General features: G+C 68.7%; 22 protein-coding genes and 1 tRNA gene. 16 read left to right on the top strand and 7 right to left on the bottom strand.

Annotation, left to right across the window (positions count from 1 at the left end):
- Positions 1-3 precede the first annotated feature (3 nt).
- Complete coding sequence (locus BI335_RS16500) at positions 4-405, top strand: VOC family protein (protein WP_094432226.1); 402 nt, start codon at positions 4-6, stop codon at positions 403-405.
- Positions 406-412: 7 nt separating this feature from the next.
- Here BI335_RS16500 and BI335_RS16495 read toward each other — a convergent pair whose 3' ends face one another.
- A complete protein-coding gene (locus tag BI335_RS16495) occupies positions 413-1,861 on the bottom strand; it encodes a serine hydrolase domain-containing protein (RefSeq protein ID WP_094432224.1) in 1,449 nt (482 codons plus the stop codon).
- A gap of 56 nt (positions 1,862-1,917) precedes the next feature.
- Here BI335_RS16495 and BI335_RS16490 point away from each other — a divergent pair, with 56 nt between their 5' ends.
- On the top strand, positions 1,918-2,553 hold the full coding sequence (locus BI335_RS16490) for an alpha-ketoglutarate-dependent dioxygenase AlkB (protein WP_166646844.1): 636 nt from the start codon (positions 1,918-1,920) through the stop codon (positions 2,551-2,553).
- 38 nt (positions 2,554-2,591) lie between these two features.
- Here BI335_RS16490 and BI335_RS16485 read toward each other — a convergent pair whose 3' ends face one another.
- Both BI335_RS16485 and BI335_RS16480 read right to left on the bottom strand, forming a co-directional pair.
- Positions 2,592-3,158, bottom strand: a complete 567-nt coding sequence (locus BI335_RS16485) for a nicotinamidase (RefSeq protein ID WP_094355802.1) — start codon at positions 3,156-3,158, stop codon at positions 2,592-2,594.
- 70 nt (positions 3,159-3,228) lie between these two features.
- The gene (locus BI335_RS16480; protein WP_267489631.1) at positions 3,229-4,542 is read right to left on the bottom strand and encodes a nicotinate phosphoribosyltransferase; all 1,314 of its coding nucleotides are present in this window, start codon (positions 4,540-4,542) and stop codon (positions 3,229-3,231) included.
- Between the two features lie 60 nt (positions 4,543-4,602).
- On the opposite strand from BI335_RS16480, the gene clpS reads away from it, so the two are divergent.
- On the top strand, positions 4,603-4,914 hold the full coding sequence (clpS, locus tag BI335_RS16475; RefSeq protein WP_208109329.1) for an ATP-dependent Clp protease adapter ClpS: 312 nt from the start codon (positions 4,603-4,605) through the stop codon (positions 4,912-4,914).
- Position 4,915: 1 nt separating this feature from the next.
- On the top strand, positions 4,916-5,485 hold the full coding sequence (locus BI335_RS16470) for a DUF2017 domain-containing protein (RefSeq protein ID WP_166646843.1): 570 nt from the start codon (positions 4,916-4,918) through the stop codon (positions 5,483-5,485).
- Here BI335_RS16470 and BI335_RS16465 read toward each other — a convergent pair.
- Positions 5,466-6,026 carry a YetF domain-containing protein gene (locus BI335_RS16465; RefSeq protein WP_166646842.1) on the bottom strand — a complete coding sequence of 187 codons (561 nt, stop codon included), beginning with the start codon at positions 6,024-6,026 and terminating at the stop codon, positions 5,466-5,468. The genes BI335_RS16470 and BI335_RS16465 overlap by 20 nt on opposite strands.
- A gap of 67 nt (positions 6,027-6,093) precedes the next feature.
- Between BI335_RS16465 and BI335_RS16460 the strand changes: the two genes are divergently transcribed.
- The 7 genes from BI335_RS16460 (at position 6,094) to BI335_RS16430 (ending at position 11,580) form a co-directional block, all read left to right on the top strand.
- Complete coding sequence (locus BI335_RS16460) at positions 6,094-6,774, top strand: RraA family protein (protein ID WP_166646841.1); 681 nt, start codon at positions 6,094-6,096, stop codon at positions 6,772-6,774.
- A 50-nt stretch (positions 6,775-6,824) separates the two neighbouring features.
- Complete coding sequence (gene murI / locus BI335_RS16455) at positions 6,825-7,628, top strand: glutamate racemase (protein ID WP_094406859.1); 804 nt, start codon at positions 6,825-6,827, stop codon at positions 7,626-7,628.
- Between the two features lie 551 nt (positions 7,629-8,179).
- The gene (locus BI335_RS16450; protein WP_094406861.1) at positions 8,180-8,926 is read left to right on the top strand and encodes an MBL fold metallo-hydrolase; all 747 of its coding nucleotides are present in this window, start codon (positions 8,180-8,182) and stop codon (positions 8,924-8,926) included.
- Between the two features lie 5 nt (positions 8,927-8,931).
- Positions 8,932-9,669: a ribonuclease PH gene (gene rph, locus BI335_RS16445; protein ID WP_094406863.1), complete on the top strand. Its 738-nt coding sequence runs from the start codon at positions 8,932-8,934 to the stop codon at positions 9,667-9,669.
- On the top strand, positions 9,666-10,295 hold the full coding sequence (gene rdgB / locus BI335_RS16440) for an RdgB/HAM1 family non-canonical purine NTP pyrophosphatase (RefSeq protein WP_094355809.1): 630 nt from the start codon (positions 9,666-9,668) through the stop codon (positions 10,293-10,295). The genes rph and rdgB overlap by 4 nt, the downstream gene beginning before the upstream one ends.
- A complete protein-coding gene (locus BI335_RS16435; protein WP_094406865.1) occupies positions 10,292-11,113 on the top strand; it encodes a thymidylate synthase in 822 nt (273 codons plus the stop codon). Before rdgB ends, BI335_RS16435 begins: the two co-directional genes overlap by 4 nt.
- Entirely contained in the window at positions 11,110-11,580 is a 471-nt protein-coding gene (locus BI335_RS16430; RefSeq protein WP_094355811.1) for a dihydrofolate reductase, read from the top strand. The genes BI335_RS16435 and BI335_RS16430 overlap by 4 nt, the downstream gene beginning before the upstream one ends.
- Positions 11,581-11,591: 11 nt before the next feature.
- Here the strand turns inward: BI335_RS16430 and BI335_RS16425 are convergent, their stop codons facing one another.
- From BI335_RS16425 to bcp, 3 genes are all read right to left on the bottom strand, one after another.
- Positions 11,592-12,077: a GNAT family N-acetyltransferase gene (locus BI335_RS16425; protein WP_172421929.1), complete on the bottom strand. Its 486-nt coding sequence runs from the start codon at positions 12,075-12,077 to the stop codon at positions 11,592-11,594.
- Between the two features lie 103 nt (positions 12,078-12,180).
- Positions 12,181-12,262: transfer RNA gene (locus BI335_RS16420), tRNA-Leu, on the bottom strand.
- Between the two features lie 54 nt (positions 12,263-12,316).
- Positions 12,317-12,796 (bottom strand): thioredoxin-dependent thiol peroxidase, encoded by a 480-nt coding sequence (gene bcp, locus BI335_RS16415; protein WP_229118130.1) that lies wholly within the window; start codon positions 12,794-12,796, stop codon positions 12,317-12,319.
- A 173-nt stretch (positions 12,797-12,969) separates the two neighbouring features.
- Between bcp and BI335_RS16410 the strand changes: the two genes are divergently transcribed.
- The 5 genes from BI335_RS16410 (at position 12,970) to BI335_RS16390 (ending at position 17,314) form a co-directional block, all read left to right on the top strand.
- Positions 12,970-13,284: a DUF3618 domain-containing protein gene (locus BI335_RS16410; RefSeq protein ID WP_094355814.1), complete on the top strand. Its 315-nt coding sequence runs from the start codon at positions 12,970-12,972 to the stop codon at positions 13,282-13,284.
- 89 nt (positions 13,285-13,373) lie between these two features.
- The gene (locus BI335_RS16405; RefSeq protein WP_094355941.1) at positions 13,374-13,670 is read left to right on the top strand and encodes a GroES family chaperonin; all 297 of its coding nucleotides are present in this window, start codon (positions 13,374-13,376) and stop codon (positions 13,668-13,670) included.
- A 221-nt stretch (positions 13,671-13,891) separates the two neighbouring features.
- Entirely contained in the window at positions 13,892-15,208 is a 1,317-nt protein-coding gene (locus BI335_RS16400; protein ID WP_094406869.1) for an ABC transporter substrate-binding protein, read from the top strand.
- 88 nt (positions 15,209-15,296) lie between these two features.
- Positions 15,297-16,385 (top strand): carbohydrate ABC transporter permease, encoded by a 1,089-nt coding sequence (locus BI335_RS16395; protein ID WP_229118131.1) that lies wholly within the window; start codon positions 15,297-15,299, stop codon positions 16,383-16,385.
- Positions 16,382-17,314, top strand: a complete 933-nt coding sequence (locus tag BI335_RS16390) for a carbohydrate ABC transporter permease (RefSeq protein WP_094432220.1) — start codon at positions 16,382-16,384, stop codon at positions 17,312-17,314. Before BI335_RS16395 ends, BI335_RS16390 begins: the two co-directional genes overlap by 4 nt.
- Positions 17,315-17,398: the final 84 nt, after the last annotated feature.

Genomic DNA, 17,398 nt, shown 5'->3' with positions numbered 1-17,398 from the left:
GACATGCCAAAGCCACAATTGTTCCCCTCGGTGATCTATCGCGACTTCGACACCGGTGCCGCCTTCCTCACCGAGCTCGGCTTCGTCGAGGTGCTCGTGGTCCGCGACGAGTCCGATCCCACCCGGGTCGAACACTCGCAGTTCCGCTGGCGCGACAACGGCGGCCTGATGGCCGGTTCGGTACGCCCCGATTCCGAGCATGCGAAGGACTCGCGGGTCGGCACCGGCGGGGTCTATCTGGTGGTCGACACCGACGCCGAGGTGGACCGGGTGCACGCCCGCGCCCTCGCCGCCGGTGGGACCAGCATCCGCGAACCCGAGGACATGGACTACGGCGGCCGTGGTTCGACGGTGCGTGACCCGGAGGGCAACGAGTGGAGCATCGGCTCCTATCCGGGCGAGTGAGCCCGGCTCAGGCCCGGTTCGGGGTCACCGTCTCGTAGTCGACGCTGAGCCCGGCCAGCGGGGCGCCGTTCAGCGGCGGGCAGTTCCAGCGCTGCACGGCACCGTCCTCGGTCAGGGTGAGCGTCAGCCGGTGCGGGGTGTCGATGAAGGCCAGGGAGACCGTGGTCGTCGCACCGTCCCGCCGGCAGCGGGTCGCGACCGGGACGCGGTGGCCCTGCTCGGCGACGAGTTCGGTGGTCAGCCAGGCACTGGTGCCCAGATCGACCGCGGTGGGCTGCCCGGCGAGGGTGAGCTGCAGCTGCCAGCCACCCTGTTGAGCACCGACGGCGGCATCGGCCAGCGCCGGGAACCACCACTGGTCCAGGGCTTCGGCCGGTTGCTCGTTGCGCACCGGGCCCGCGGTCCGCACCGGACCCACCGGATCACCGTCACCGGCCGGCCAGGGCACCTCGAGGCCGCTGATCTGCTCCGGATCTCCTGCCTGCACAGGATTGTCGGTCAACGGTGCCAGGCCGGGTTGCAGGTGCTCCAGCACCGCCGACATCACCCCGAGCGAGGGGAAGTTGCCGCTGGTCACCGCGATCACGGCCTCCTGCTCGGGCAGCACGATGCCGTACTGGGCGAAGGCCCCGTCGAGCCGGAAACCGTCGGGGTGCCGCCACAGCTGATAGCCGTAGCCCATCGCGCTGTGCGCGTTCTCCTCACCGGCGGTCGAGATCTGCTCCCTGCTGGCCCGTTCCACCCAGCCCTCGGGCAGCAGCCGCTCGCCCTGCCAGACCCCGTCGCAGCGGTAGAGTTCGGCGATCGCCGCGCTCTGTTCCACGGTGAGGAAACAACCGGAGAAGCCGAACTCCGCGCCGAATGACTCCTGCCAGTGCAGATCGGTGATTCCCAATGGGGCAAGGAAACGGCGGGTGGCGAAGTCGACCAGCCGCTCACCGGTGACGCGGCGTACCAGCTCGCCGAGCAGCCAGGTGGCGCCGTTGTTGTAGCAGAACACGCTGCCCGGTTCCGCCTGCGGCGCCTGCCCGCAGAAGGCGCGGATCGGATCGCTCTTCCACAGCATCGCCGGGAGCGTGTCGACGGTGTGCCCGGTCGCCATCGACAGCAACTGGTGCACGGTGATCTGTTCCACCCCGGGGGCGACCGGGCCGGTCACCTCCGGACCCAGCACCTCGACCACCCGGTCGTCGAGGCTCAGCAGACCGTCGCCGATCGCGATGCCGACACAGCTCGCGGTGACGGTCTTGCTGACCGAGTACGCCAGGGTGGGCCGCTGCTGCTGCCAGGGCGTCCAGGCGCCGAGCTGCACCAGGTGGCCGCGGCGGACCACCGCCAGTCCGTGCAGCTCCACCCCGTTCTGCTCGAGTGCGGTCACGAAGGCCTCGAGTGCGTCCTGGCGTACGCCGAGCGCGGCGGCGGAGGCGGTGGGCAGGGTGGTGCTGCGATCGGTCATGACCTCGAACCTAGCGACCCGTTGCGGTGGCGACGGAAGCGGGTACACTCGTACAGGTGATCGAATCGCAGTCCTCGTTGTTGGATGTCGCGCTGCCCGATCCGCTGGACGGGTTCGCGCCGCTGACCGGTGCCGCGCGGACCCGGCTCTCCGGCACCGCCTGGGTGGATCACCTGCCCGGCTGGCTGACCGGGTCCGATCCGCTGTTCCAGCGGCTGCTGGAACATGTCCCCTGGCAGGCCGAGCGGCGCTGGATGTATGACCGTGAGGTCGATGTGCCACGGCTCACCTGCTTCTATGACCAGGGCGCGATGCTGCCCGATCCCGGGCTGGCCGAGGCCCGCCGTCGGCTCAGCGCGCACTATCTGCCGGAGCTGGGGGAGGAGTTGGTCTCGGCCGGCCTCTGCCTCTATCGCAGCGGCGCCGACTCGGTCGCCTGGCACGGTGACACCCTGGGCCGCGGCCGGGATGTCGACACGATCGTGGCGATCCTCTCCCTCGGGTCGGCCCGGACGCTCGGGTTGCGGCCGCGCGGCGGCGGGGGCACGCGGCACCGCTTCGCGCTCGGCCACGGCGATCTGCTGGTGATGGGCGGCTCCTGCCAGCGCACCTGGGAGCACGGCATCGCCAAGACCACCCAGCGGGTCGGCCCCCGGGTCAGTGTCCAGTTCCGCGCTATCGGCGTGCGCTGAAGCGCACGCTCATCGAGCGAGGAACGAGCGAGTCGAAGTCACGAGGTCAGTTCGCCCTCGGTGGCCACCCCGGCGGCCCGCCAGGCGGCGTAGGTGTCGGTGATCCGGTCGGGCGCGACCGCCGCGGTGAGCGGCAGCAGCACCGTGGTCCGGAAACCCGCACCGGCGGCATCGACGGCGGTGGCGCGAACGCAGTAGTCGGTCGCCAGCCCGCACACGTCGACACTGTCCACCCCGCGTTCCCGCAGCCAGTCCGCGAGCGTGCTGCCGTCACCGCCGGCGCCCTCGAAACCGGAGTACGCGGCGGCGTACTCACCCTTGCGGAAGATCTCCGCGAAGTCCCGGAAACCCAACTCGGGATGGAAATCCTCGCCCGGCGTACCGACCACGCAGTGTGGCGGCCAGCTGTCCACGAAGTCGGGGTCGGTGGAGAAGTGCGCACCGGGATCGATGTGGTGGTCCTTGGTCGCGACCACCAGGTCGTAACCGTGCGCACCGGCGAGCAGCTCGGTGATCGCCCGCGCGGTGGCCGCACCGCCGGTCACCGCCAGCGAACCGCCCTCGCAGAAATCGTTCTGCACATCCACCACGATCAAGGCGCGCATCGCATCTCCAATCCCTTGGGGTCGATCTCACGGCCCCAGTCTCGCGGACTGTGCATAACCCCTGACATCTTCAGAGGTAGGTGGTCGGGATCACGGCCTCGCCGCGGGACATCTTGCGGGCGGCCAGCGGCAGCTCGGCGAGCGAGGAACGGTGCCGTTCGCGGGCCTGATCGAGCGAGGTCCGGCCGACGATCTCACCGCCGCGGACCAGCTCGGTGAGCAGCGGGCGGTCGTTGTGATCACCGTCGGGCGGGGTGCCGATGCCGATCACCTCCTCGGTGGCCTGGTCGTCCTCATCCAGCCGGCGCAGCGCGAACTTGCGGCCGCCGACGGAGGTCTTGTTGACCGACTTCTTCGCCACCGGCAGCAGCTCCGCGTCCGGGCCGGTACCGGTCGCGCGGGCGACCAGCTTGTAGACGAAACCGCAGGTCGGATGCCCCGATCCGGTGACCAGGTTCGTACCGACGCCGTAACCGTCCACCGGCGCCGAGGCCAGCGCGGCGATCTGCCACTCGTCCAGGTCGGAGGTGACGATGATCCGGGTGTCGGTGGCGCCCAGCGAGTCGAGCAGCTGGCGGACCTGTTTCGAGGTCTCCGGTAGATCCCCGGAATCGAGCCGGACCGCACCGAGGCGGCCCTCGGTCAGCCGGACCCCGGTCCGTACCGCCTCCTCGACGTCGTAGGTGTCGACCAGCAGAGTGGTGTCGCTGCCCAGCGCCGCCAGTTGGGCAGCGAAGGCGTCGGACTCGGAATCGTGCAGCAGCGTGAACGAGTGCGCCGCGGTCCCGGTGGTCGGTACGCCGTAGCGCCGGCCGGCCTCCAGATTCGAGCTGGCGCCGAATCCGGCGACGTACGCCGCCCGCGCGGCCGCGACCGCGGCCCCCTCGTTGGTGCGCCGCGACCCCATCTCGATGCACGGCCGGTCCTGCGCCATCGCGACCATCCGGGAGGCCGCCGAGGCGACCGCGGAGTCGTAGTTGTAGATCGACAGCAGCACGGTCTCCAGCACGCACGCCTCGGCGAAGGTGCCCTCGACGACCAGCAGCGGGGAACCGGGGAAGTAGACCTCGCCCTCGGCGTACCCCCAGACGTTGCCGGTGAAGCGGTAGTTCGCGCACCAGTCGGCGGTGGCGTCATCGACGATGCCGTGGCTGCGCAGGAACTCCAGCTCCGCCTCGTCGAAGCGGAAATCCTCGATCGCATCGAGTGCCCGCCCGACCCCGGCGACCACCCCATAGCGACGGCCCTCGGGCAGTCGGCGGGGGAAGAGTTCGAAGACCGAGTGCCGATCGGCGGTGCCGGAGCCGAGGGCGGCCCGGACCATGGTCAACTCGTAATGATCGGTGAGCAGGGCGCTGCTGGGGCGCGGTTCCGCGGTGGTCACCGGGACAGGCTAGCGCCCACGCTTTGGTGGCGTCGGCGGCGGTTTGCCATCATGGGATCCATGTCCGTCACACCCGGGAACCCCGACCAGCAGGGCGGGACCGCGATCGCCGAGCGCCCGAGCGATCAGGCGCTGCGGCAGACCCCGTGGGTGACGATCGTCTGGGACGACCCGGTGAACACCCAGATCTATGTCACCCATGTCTTCGTGACCTACTTCCACTATCCGAAGGCGAAGGCGCAACGATTGATGCTGCAGGTGCACAACGAGGGCAAGGCGATCGTGGCGACCGGTTCGCGCGAAGAGATGGAACGCGACTGCAACGCCATGCACGACTTCGGCCTGTGGGCGACCCTGGATCGGTCGGAGTAGCGTGGCCCGCTTCGACTATGACGGTGAGACCGTCTCTCTCTATCTGACCGATGACGACATCGGCCTGCTGGATTCGCTCACCGAGCAGCTCACCGAACTGCTCAGCGCCGACCAGCCCGAACCCCCCGCCACCAGCGACGACGAGGATCCGTTCGCCCTGTGGGAGGCCGACCTGGCCGAGAGCCCCGATGAGCCGGAGCCGCTGGAGGATCCGGCCCTGCAACGGCTCTTCCCGAACCCCTATCCGCATGATCCGCAGGCCGCCTCCGAGCACCGCCGCTATTCGGAGGGGGAACTGCGGCGCCGCAAGCTGGGTGATCTGGAGGTGCTGCGGGAGGCGCTCCGGCAGCGGCCGGTGCTGATCCCGGCGGCCCAGGTGCCCGCCTGGTTGAAGAGCCTGAACGCGCTGCGGCTGGTGCTGGCGAGCCGACTCGGTGTCGACGACGAGGAATCGATGGAGGAGCTCCAGCATCTTCCCGATGACGATCCCCGGTCGGTGCTGGCCGCGGTGATGGACTGGCTGGCCTATCTGCAGGGCGTCCTCATCGAACTCACCGACGACCAGGATTGAGCCGGCGCAGCAACTCATCGGAATGGCGTACGCCGGTCAGGGTGGCCGGGTGGATCTGCTGACCGGTGCGCAGCACGCTGATCCGGCCGTTGGCCTCCAACACGGCCAGCGCCACCTCACCCAGGTCGCAGACCCCGGCCCCGCGCAGCGCCGCCCACAGTGAGGACTCATCGAGCCGCAACCGGGTGAGCTCGCGGGTCTCGAGGTGGCCGTCGACCACGATCGCGGTGGCGCGGTGCTGCTGGCGGCGACCCTGCTGCATGCCGCGGCGTACCCGGCCGGCGATCGCCTCCAGGCAGAGCAGGGTGGCCAGCGCCAGCAGGCCGCCGCCCAGGGTCGGCACCTGGCCGAGGATCGAGCGGCCCACGATCGCCCCGAGCACCGTGACGATCGCCAGTTCCAGACTCGACGGGGAGGCGTACAACCGCTGCCCGAATCGGGACAGGATCAGGCTGAACACCAGATAGAGCAGCACGGTCGACACCACGATCGCCACCGCGCCGAAGGGGTGCATGCCGAAATAGAAACCGAGCTCGTCCATGGAAGGCATGCTGCCCGATTCCGCGGTCGGCCAGACTGGTGGCACGCAACCGCGAGAAGGAGCCGCCGTGAACCGCAACCAGCAGCCCTGGACCCTGAACATCGACATCGACCGTCCGGATCGTGACCTGGTCGCCGCGCTCTGGGAGATCGAGACCGGGAATCTGGCGGACGCCTCCCCGTTGGTCCAGGTGTTCCCGAGTGCGATCCGGCGGCTGGTCGGGCAGCAGGACTTCTGCGGCCCGGCGCTGACCGTGTGGACCAACCCCGGGGACCTGCTCTATCCGCTGCGTGCCGCCGACGAGGTGCAGCCCGGTGATGTGGTGGTGATCGACGGCGGTGGTTGGACCGAGGCCGCCCTGATCGGTGAGATCTTCGCCGGCGTCGTCGCCGAACGGGGCGGGGTCGGCATCGTCGTGGACGGCGCGATCCGTGACCTGGAGGGGATTGCCGAGACCGGGTTGTCGGCGTACGCCCGCGCCTCGGTACCGGGCAAGCAGACCCTCGCCGGGCCCGGTGCGATCAACGTGCCGATCGACTGCTCGGGGATCCGCATCGAACCCGGTGACATCGTCCGCGCCGACGCGACGGGGATCGTGGTGGTCCCGGCCGCCGCCGCAGCCGAGGTGCTGGCCGCGGCGCGCGAGGTGGCGCGGGCCGAGGCCGGCTGGGTGGCCGCCGCGAAGGAACGGGGCCTGGCCGGCGCGCTCGGTCTGGACGAGGTGATCGCCGCCAATCGGCCCGGGTGAGCGGCCCGGTTGGCGGACCCGGTGCCGCGGCCGGGGCACAATGGGGGACCGTGACCTCGATCGACCCCGACGCGCCCATCGGCATCTTCGACTCCGGCTTCGGCGGGCTCACCGTGCTCCGTGCCATCGTCGACCAGCTGCCCGGTGAGGACATCATCTATCTCGGTGACACCGCCCGGGCCCCCTATGGCGAGAAGACCCTCGGCGAGGTCCGCGAGTACGCCCTGGAATGCCTGGACCACCTGGTCTCACTCGGGGTGAAGGCGTTGGTGATCGCCTGCAACTCCGCCTCCTCCGCGGTGCTCCGCGACGCCCGCGAACGGTATTCGGTGCCGGTCGTCGATGTGATCCTGCCGGCCGCCCGGCGCGCGGTGCAGACCACCCGCAACGGCCGGATCGGGGTGATCTGCACCGAGGCCACCGCGGCCTCCGGTTCCTATGACGACGCCTTCTTCGCGGCCCCGCAGGTCCGCCTCAGTACGCAGGCCTGCCCCCGATTCGTTCCGCTGGTGGAGGCCGGCATCACCGGTGGTCACGAGCTGCTCGATGCCGCGCGGGGCTATCTGGCGCCCCTGCAGGCCGACGGGATCGACACGCTGATCCTCGGCTGCACCCACTATCCGTTGCTCACCGGCCCGCTGTCCTATCTGCTCGGCGACGGCGTCACCCTGGTCTCCAGCGCCGACGAGTGCGCCCAGGCCTGTTACGCCCGGTTGACCGAACTGGGGTTGCTGCGCTCCGGCCCGCGGGAGGGGCGGCGCGAGTTCCTCACCACCGGCAACCCGGAACGCTTCGAGGGCATCGGCCGGCGGTTGATCGGCGGCCTGGTCGCCGACGTGCGCCAGTACGCCTGAGGGCGTTCGTTCGAGCAGGTCGCCCTTACGTTCATCGAGTAGGTCGCGCAGCGACCGTGTCGAGATGAACCCCGCCGGTACGGGACGATTCGTCGCTCTGGTGGGGAATCTGGGCAGGCTGCGCTCCCGGCGAGACCGGCTGCTTCGCCTTCTTCTGCTTCGGCCTGCCCTGCGTTGCCCTGTTGGCTTGTTCGCGCAGGACAACTCGTCGGTGTGGATGTCGAGTCCGGAGTGGTTGCCGCAGGCGGCCGCGATGGCGACCAAACCGGCGTGCTTCGGCGGCGGCGATCTGCTCGGTTTCGGCGCGGATGGCGGCGAAGAGTTCGCCTCTTGGGGTACTTGGCTTCGACTCGCTCGTACCTCGCTCGCTCAACCGGCGGAGGGTCGCTCATCTCGACACGGCCGCCATTGCTCCGCTTCGCTGCGCATGGCGGCCTACTCGATGAGCGTGGGAGGGCCGCTGCCCATGGCGGCCTACTCGATGAGCGTGGGAGGGCCGCTGCGCATGGCGGCCTACTCGATGAGCGTGCGGTGGCCGCTAGCCTCGGGGCGTGGAACTCACCGTCATCGGTTGCTCCGGATCGACCTCGGGTCCGGGCAACCCGGCCAGCTGTTATCTCGTCACCCACAACGATTTCCGGCTGCTGCTGGACCTCGGCCCGGGTGGCTTCGGCGGCCTGTGGGGGGCCATCGATCCGCGCCGGGTGGACGCGATCGCGCTGTCCCACCTGCATCCCGACCACTGCCTCGACCTGTGCGCGTTCAATGTCGCGGCCACCTTCTCGCCGACCGCGCCCTGGCCGGCGATCCCGGTGTACGCCCCGGCGAACGCGCCGGAGCGGATGACCCGGGCGTACGAACCGTTTCCCGACGAGGTCACCGACTGGTGGTGCACCTTCGAGACCTGGCAGCCCAGCCAGCGGATCGGCCCCTTCACGGTGACCACCATCGCGGCCCGGCACGGATGCGAGGCCTACTCGATCCGCGTCGAGGCCGACGGCAGCGCACTGGTCTACACCGGCGACACCGGCCCGAATCCCGCACTCATCGAGCTGGCCCGCGGCACCGACCTGCTGCTGGCCGAGGCCGCCTTCCTGGCGGCCGACGACCTGCCGCTGGATGTGCACCTGACCGGCCGCTGGGCCGCCGAACACGCCGCCGCGGCCGGCGTACCCCGGCTGCTGCTCAGCCACATCCCGCCCTGGCACGACCCCCAGCAGGTCTTCGCCGAGGCCCGGCCGCACGTCGACGGCGACGTGTTGCTGGCCGAGCCGGGCATGGTGATCTCGCTAGACTGACGCCCATGAGCGACACCCGTGGAGATGGCCGTGCCCAAGACCAGCTCCGGGAGGTGAGGTTCACCCGGAACTGGCTCGATCACGCCGAGGGTTCGGTGCTCGTCGAATACGGGATGACCCGGGTGCTGGTCGCCGCCTCCGTCACCGAGGGCGTGCCCCGTTGGCGCCGCGGCTCCGGGCTGGGCTGGGTGACCGCCGAGTACGCGATGCTGCCGCGGGCCACCCACGACCGCTCCGACCGGGAGGCCGTCAAGGGCCGGATCGGCGGGCGTACCCATGAGATCTCCCGGCTGATCGGCCGCAGCCTGCGCGCGGTGATCGACTACCAGGCGCTCGGGGAGAACACCATCGTGCTGGATTGCGACGTGCTGCAGGCCGACGGCGGCACCCGGACCGCCTCGATCACCGGCGCCTACGTCGCGCTCGCCGATGCGGTGTCCTGGCTGCGGGAACGCAACCTGCTCGCCGGTGAGCCGCTGACCGGTTCGGTCGCCGCGGTCAGCGTCGGCGTCGTCGGGGACACCCCGGTGCTGGATCTCAACTATGCCGAGGATTCCACCGCCGAGGTGGACATGAACATCGTGATGGGTGGCGACGGCCGCTTCATCGAGGTGCAGGGCACCGCCGAGGGCGCCCCCTTCGACCGGGAGCTGATGAACAAGCTGCTCGATCTGGGCGCCCACGGCTGCGCCGAGCTGACCGAATTGCAGCAGCAGGCGCTGAAGGCGGGCGCGAGCTCGTGACCCCCGCGGTACCGGCCGGCGCGCGCGTCGTGCTGGCCACCAACAACGCCAAGAAGCTGACCGAACTGCGCCGGGTCAGCGAACGCGAGGGCATCCAGGTGCTCGGCCTGGCGGACTTCGAGCGCTATCCGGAACCGGCCGAGACCGAGCTGAGCTTCGAGGGCAATGCGCTGCTCAAGGCCCGGGCCTGCGTGGCCGCCACCGGGCTGCCCGCACTCGCCGACGACTCCGGCATCGCGGTCGACGTGCTGAACGGCATGCCGGGGGTACGCTCCGCGCGCTGGGCCGGCCCGGGTGCGACCGACACCGACAATCTGGACCTGCTGCTGCGCCAGCTCGCCGACGTACCGGCCGAACGCCGCGGCGCCCAGTTCGTCAGCGCGTTGGCGCTGGTGCTGCCCGACGGCCGCAGCCAGGTCACCCACGGACTGATGCCGGGGCGGCTGGCTGTCAGCCCGGCGGGGGAGAATGGCTTCGGCTACGACCCGATCTTCGTGCCCGACGGTGAGACCCGGACCACCGCCGAGCTGAGTGCCGCCGAGAAGGACGCGATCAGCCATCGTGGCCAGGCGATCCGGGCGATGGTGCCGCACCTGGTGCGGCTGGTGGGGGAGGAGACCCGATGAGGCAGTATCTGGATCTGGTGCAGCGGGTGCTGGATGAGGGCGTCGAGAAGACCGACCGCACCGGCACCGGGACGCTGAGCATCTTCGGACCGCAGCTGCGGTTCGACCTGGCGGCCGGTTTCCCCTTGCTCACCACGAAAAAGGTGCATCTGCGCTCGGTCGTGGGTGAGCTGCTCTGGTTCCTCCGCGGCGACTCCAACATCGGCTGGCTGCACGAGAACAAGGTCACCATCTGGGACGAGTGGGCCGACGACGACGGCGAGCTCGGTCCGGTCTATGGGGTGCAGTGGCGCTCCTGGCCGACACCCGACGGCGGGCACGTCGACCAGATCGCCCGGCTGATCGAGGGCCTGCGCAGCAACCCCGACTCCCGCCGGCATCTGGTCTCGGCGTGGAATGTCGGCCAGCTGGAGGAGATGGCGCTGCCGCCCTGCCACACCTTCTTCCAGTTCTATGTCGCCCCGGCGGCCGCCGACGATCCGGACCAGCGCGGCCGGCTGAGCTGCCAGCTCTACCAGCGCTCGGCCGACATCTTCCTCGGCGTCCCGTTCAACATCGCCTCCTACGCCCTGCTCACCCAGATGATCGCCCAGGTCACCGATCTGCGGGTCGGGGAGTTCGTGCACACCCTCGGTGACGCGCACATCTACAGCAACCACCTCGAACAGTGCCGCACCCAGCTCGCCCGCGAGCCCCGGCCGCTGCCGACGCTGCGGCTCAACCCGGTGGTACGCGACATCGACGGCTTCGGCTTCGACGACATCGAGGTGCGCGACTACGACCCGCATCCGGGCATCAAGGCACCGGTGGCGGTGTGAGTGTCACCGCCATCGCGGCGGTCGCGGCCAACGGCGTGATCGGCGCCGACAACGACCTGGCCTGGCGGCATCGCGAGGACTTCGCCCACCTCAAGGCACTGACCATGGGCGGGGTGCTGGTGATGGGCCGCAAGAACTACGAATCCATCGGGCGGCCGCTGCCCGGCCGCGACTCCTATGTGGTGACCCGCAATCCCGACTGGACCGCTGACGGCGTACGCGTCTTCGGTGACCTCGACGAGGCCATCGACGCCGCGCTCGCGACCGGGAAGCGGGTCTGGATCTTCGGCGGCGGCGAGGTGTACGCCCAGGCCTGGCCGCGCACCGACGCATTGGAGATCACCGAGGTGCACGCCGACCTGGCCGGCGACACCCACTTCCCCCCGGTCGACCCGGCCGAGTGGACCGAGACCGCCCGGGAGGATCGCGACGGATTCAGCTGGGTGAGTTACCGCCGCCGGACCTGAGCGCCTGCCGCTCAGCCGAGCTTGAGCACGAACTTCTGCTCGACCCGGTTGGTGACCGGGTGCCGGCGGGTCTCGGTGGTGCCGATCCAGCCCATCGCCTCGTAGACGAAGATCGCGCGGATGTTGTCGGCGTACACCCACAACTCACCGGAGCCGAACTCGTTCTCCCGCAGCGCACCGGGGACGGCGACCAGCAGCCGCCGGGCCCAGCCCTCACCCCAGTGGCCCGGGGCCACGCCGAGGTAGCGGATCTCACCGACGGTCTCGTCGGCGTCCCGGGAGGGCTCGATGGCGGCGAAGGCCATCATCCCCTCCTCGGTGGTGAGGTAGAGCAGGAAGGAACGCTCGGAGTGGTTCAGCGTCTCCTCGATCAGGCCGACGGCCTCATCGCTGTTGGCGTCGCTGGCCTGGTTCTCGTCGCGTTTGGCGGTGGCCTTCGCCCAGATCCGGGCGGCTTCTTCCGCGGCAGCAGTGTCTCGGGTCTTGACTGTTTCCACGGTGTTGCTCCTTAATCCCGATCCCGGTCGTGTGGGGGCACTTCCGGGTGGGTAATACTTTCTTGATCTGGCTCGACGCCCCATCATGTCGCACGCACGGCCGTGCCGAAGAAGGGACTCGAACCCTCACGCGCGTGCGCACAGGAACCTAAATCCTGCGTGTCTACCAGTTCCACCACTTCGGCCTGCGCCCAGTGTAGGGGTGCGGACCGGGGCTGTGGCACCGGTGGAATCGGCTCTCAGATGCCGATCTCGCGGCGCAACCGCTCGACGTGCCCGGTGGCGCGCACGTTGTATTGCGCCAGGGCGATCGTGCCGGCCCCCTGGTCGTCCACATCGACGACAAAGGTGGAGCGGATCACGCCCTCGACCTGCTTGCCGTACATCGTCTTGGTGCCGTAGGCGGAGTAGGCCGTCATCACCTGCTTGTCCGGGTCGGCGAGCAGCGGGAAGGCGATCGACTCCTTCTCGGCGAACTTCGCGAGCTTCTCCGGCTTGTCGGGGGAGATCCCGAGCACGTCGACACCGGCGGCCTCGAACTCGTTCATCGCCGCGGTGAAATCGATCGCCTGGGTGGTGCACCCGGGGGTCATCGCCGCGGGATAGAAGTAGACCACCACGCGGCGGCCGGCCTGGTCGGCGAGGGACACCTGGGTGCCGGTGGAGTCGGTCAGGGTGAACGGCGGGGCGGTGTCTCCGGGAGCGAGTCGCGTGGTCATGGCCAAACCCTAGCCATGCACCCCGACAGCCGCCATCGGCCCCGACACCCGGTGTCTCGCCCCCGGCATCCGGACGCGTCCGGTTGTACTAGGCTGCGTAACTGTCCCTGAGACGCCGCGCCCCTGACCGGGCGTACGTCCGAACGTGACGACACGCGACGAGGAGTCCCCAAGTGGCAGACCAGAATTCCCGCAGCCGCTCGCAGATCGAAGCCGATCTGGCGGCCGCGCGCACCCGGTTGTCGGCCAACCTGGAGCGCCTGATCGACGAGGTGCACCCCACCAACGTGAAGCGCCGCCAGGTCGAGGGCTTCAAGAGCTTCGTCCAGGGTGAGTTCGACAACGCCAAGGATCAGGTGCAGACCGCCTCGGGAAAATGGCGACTCGACCGGATCGCGATGATCGCCGGTTCGGTCGCAGGCTTCGTGGCGCTGATGGCGATCACCCGCGCGGTGGTACGCCGGGCGCAGCGGGACGGGGATTCCTGAACCGGTGGCTGAGGCGTACCGGCGAGTGATGCTGAGGCGTACCGGTGAGTGATACGGGGGGACAGGACCACGAGGCCCTGCCGATCCGGATGCTGCACGATCGGGTGCTGGTCTCCACCGAGGGGGAGAACGGCGAACGGCGCAGTGGCGGCGGGATCGTCATCCCCGCGACCGTGGCGATCGGTCGCCGGCTCACCTGGGGTGCGGTGGTGGCGGCCGGCACCAGCGTCCGCACCGTCAAGGTCGGCGACCGCGTGCTCTTCGATCCCGAGGACCGTGCCGAGGTCGAGGTGCGCGGCAAGGACTACGTGCTGCTGCGCGAACGGGATCTGCATGCGGTGGCGGCGGAGCGGCTGTCGGACGGGCACACCGGCCTGTATCTGTGAGCGCTGAGGCCGGACCTCTGGCGTGTTCCGTGCGGTCGACATCGGCCCGCGATGAATTACATACCGCTTGGTCAGGACTTGATAACGATCGGGCGCAGAATCTTTTCCTGAACGTTTCAGAGCCGGACTTGCCGGTCTAGTGTGAGCCTCGCTCACCCATTCAAAGAACTCATGGGCATCGCAACTCATGGGCAGCACGGACACAACGAAGTGAGGCAGACATGTCATTCACCCGTCGTATCGGACGCATCTCCGTCGCCGGCGCCGCCGTCGGAACGATGGTCCTGCTCGCCGCCTGTGGTGGCGGGGGCTCCACCTCCGGTGGTGCGGGCGGTCAGCAGACCCAGGCCAACTGGGACGAGCGCGGTCCGATCCAGTTCATCTCCGGCAAGGACACCTCGAACGCGGTCCCGCAGATCATCGAGAAGTGGAACGCGCAGAACCCGGATCAGCAGGTCAGCTTCATCGAGCTGAGCGACTCCGCCGACGAACAGCGCAACATGATGATCCGGAACTATCAGAGCAAGGGCGTCGACCAGACCGTCTACGACATGGACGTCGTCTGGACCGCCGAGTTCGCCGGCAACCAGTACGTCGAGGCGCTGCCCGACGGCAAGTTCGACACCTCGAAGATGCTGAAGCCGGCGGTGGACGCGTCCACCTACTTCAACAAGCTGTACGCCGTCCCGGTCACCTCCGACGGTGGCCTGCTCTTCTATCGCAAGGACTGGATGGATGCCGCCGGCATCACCGCGGCGCCCAAGACCCTCGAAGAGGTCAAGACCGTCTGCAAGCAGATCAAGGAGAAGGTGCCCGAGGCCAAGGACGCCGACTGCTACGGCGGTCAGTTCCAGAAGTACGAGGGCCTCACGGTGAACGTGTCCGAGGCGATCAACTCCGCCGGTGGCTCGATCGTCAAGGACAACAAGGTCGAGGTGAACAGCCCGGAGGCCCAGAAGGGCCTGCAGTGGATCAGCGACTCGTTCAAGGACGGCACCATCCCCCAGGGTGCGATCACCTGGAAGGAGGAGGAGTCCCGACAGGCCTTCCAGGACGGGAAGCTGATGTTCCTGCGCAACTGGCCCTACGTCTACTCCAAGTTCTCCGCCACCGACGGCTCATCGAAGGTGAATGACAAGTTCGCCGTCGCCCCGCTGCCCGGTGTCGACGGACCTGGTGTCTCCTCGCTCGGCGGCCACTCCTACGCGGTCGCGAAGTTCGCCAAGAACAAGGGCACCGCGCTGGACTTCATCGCGTTCGCCGCGGCGGAGGAGCAGCAGAAGATGCGCACCAGCACCTCGGCCCTGGCGCCGACGATCGAGTCGCTCTACTCCGATCAGGAACTGGTCGGCAAGTACCCGTACCTGACCCCGCTCAAGGAGTCGATCGCGGGCGCCCAGCCGCGGCCGAAGGTGGTCAAGTACGGCGATGTGTCGAAGGCCATCCAGGATTCCTCGTACGCGGTGCTGCAGGGCCAGAAGGACCCCGCTGCCGCGACCGCGGAGATGCAGACCAAGCTGGAGTCACTGGTCAAGTGAGTTGCCCCGGGGGTGGGTGCGCGTCGTGATCGGCACGGCCCGCCCTCGGGCCCTCCACCCCTGATCGACGCACCAAAGGAGGTGTGCTGTGTCCACGAGTACCGAATCCACCAGAAGTGAGGCTTCGAGACCCACCCCGGGATCGGGGAAGTCGAGCCCGGCCCGCGGTGGCAAGGGTAAGAAGAATGCGCTGTCCGACGGCCAGGCGAGTTTCGCGGCCGTCCTGCTGTCGCCGACCATGGTGGTCATCCTCGCCGTCGTCGGCGTACCCATCCTGCTGTCCATCCGGGAATCCTTCTTCCGCCGCAACGACGGCGTCGATCCGAACACGGGTCTGGTGCAGCAGGGGGACCAGTTCGTCGGCCTCGGCAACTACACCGCGGTGTTCGCCGAGAACGCCACCGTGAGCGGCATGTGGGGACCGATGGATCGGTTCTGGAACGCGTTCTGGAACACCAGCGCGTTCACCCTGGTCTGCATCATCCTGGAGACCGTGCTCGGTGTCGCGATGGCGCTGATCATGTCCAAGGCCTTCCGCGGCCGCGGCATCGTGCGCGCCGGAATCCTTGTGCCGTGGGCGATTCCGACGATCGTCTCGGCGCTGATGTGGAAGCTGATCTTCGACGAGGCGGGCATCGCGAACCGGATCCTGGGTCGACAGATCCTCTGGCTCGCCGACAACACCTCCTCGTTCTGGGCGATCGTGATCGCCGATGTCTGGAAGACCGCGCCATTCATCGGATTGCTCACCCTGGCGGGACTTCAGACGATCCCCGACGAGGTCTACGAGGCGGCCCGGGTCGATGGGGCCAATGCCTGGCAGCAGTTCGTGCGGATCACCCTGCCGATGGTGAAGCCGGCGCTGGTGGTCGCGGTGCTGTTCCGGACCCTCGACACGATGCGGATGTTCGATCTGCCCTACGGCATGGTCGGCCCCGGCAAGTACTTCGTGGAGACCCTGTCGGTGTTCGCCTATGACGAGGCCAACCAGACCCGCTACGGCCCGGCGGCGGCGTACTCGATCGTGCTGTTCATCTACATCATGCTGATCGCCTTCCTGTTCGTGAAGTTCCTCGGCGCCGACGTGGTCGGCGATGACGATGTGAAGGCCGTCCGCGAGGCCAAGAAACGCCGACGCAAGATGAAGACCATCACTTCGGGGGAGAGTGCGACATGAGTACCGATGTCACCGTGGCCAGCTCCGCACAGGGTGGTACCACCGAAGAGGAGCTGCAGCATCTGCAGCGGAGCAGCGGCTCCGGCAAGCAACGGGCCGGGCGAATCCTTGCCTACATCGGAATGGCGCTGATCGTCCTCTACTGCATCCTGCCGTTCTACTGGATGGTGGTCTCCTCGCTGCGGCTGCCGACGATGGGCCGCAGCACCGACCTGATCCCGAACCCGGCCTCGGTGGAGAACTATGCCGCCGTGTTCGCGCCGGGCAACAACTTCGCCCGGTCGCTGCTGAACTCGCTGATCGTCTCCGGGGTGACCACCGTGCTCACCCTGGTGCTCGGCATCCTGGGGGCGTACGCCCTGGCGCGGCTGCGATTCGCGTTGAAGGGCATCGTGCTCGGCATCATCATCGCCTGCTCGATGTTCCCGCAGGTCACCCTGCTGATCCCGTTGCTGAAGATGTTCACCGGCACCTACGAGTGGCTGCCACTCAACTGGATGAACACCTACCAGGCGCTGATCCTGCCCTCGCTGTCCTTCGCGCTGCCGCTGTGCGTGTGGAACCTGACCGCGTTCTTCCGCCAGCTCCCGGTGGAGCTCGAGTACGCGGCGATGGTGGACGGTTGTGGTCCGATGCAGGCGTTCTTCCGGGTGATCCTGCCGCTCGCGGCGCCGGGTGTCTTCACCACCGCCATCATCACCTTCATCGCGGTCTGGAACGAGTTCATGATCGCCCTGACCTTCGGCCAGGACAAGGACATGAACACCGCCACCGTGGCGATCAGCAAGTTCACCGGCGCGACCGGCTTCGACACCCCCTACGGCACGATCATGGCCGCCGGTGTCATCGTCACCGTGCCGTTGATCATCGCGGTGCTGCTCTTCCAGCGCCGCATCGTCGCCGGCCTCACCGCCGGTGGCGTGAAGTAGCGAGCAGCCCATCCGGCTGTCCGGGGTCCGCTGGGGCCCCGGGCAGCCGGTTCTCGTTGGTAGGGGCATCGTCCTTCGGTCGGG

It is taken from the genome of Enemella evansiae (assembly GCF_002250705.1).
Lineage (GTDB): Bacteria > Actinomycetota > Actinomycetes > Propionibacteriales > Propionibacteriaceae > Enemella > Enemella evansiae.
This window is presented reverse-complemented; position numbering and strand designations above follow the sequence as displayed.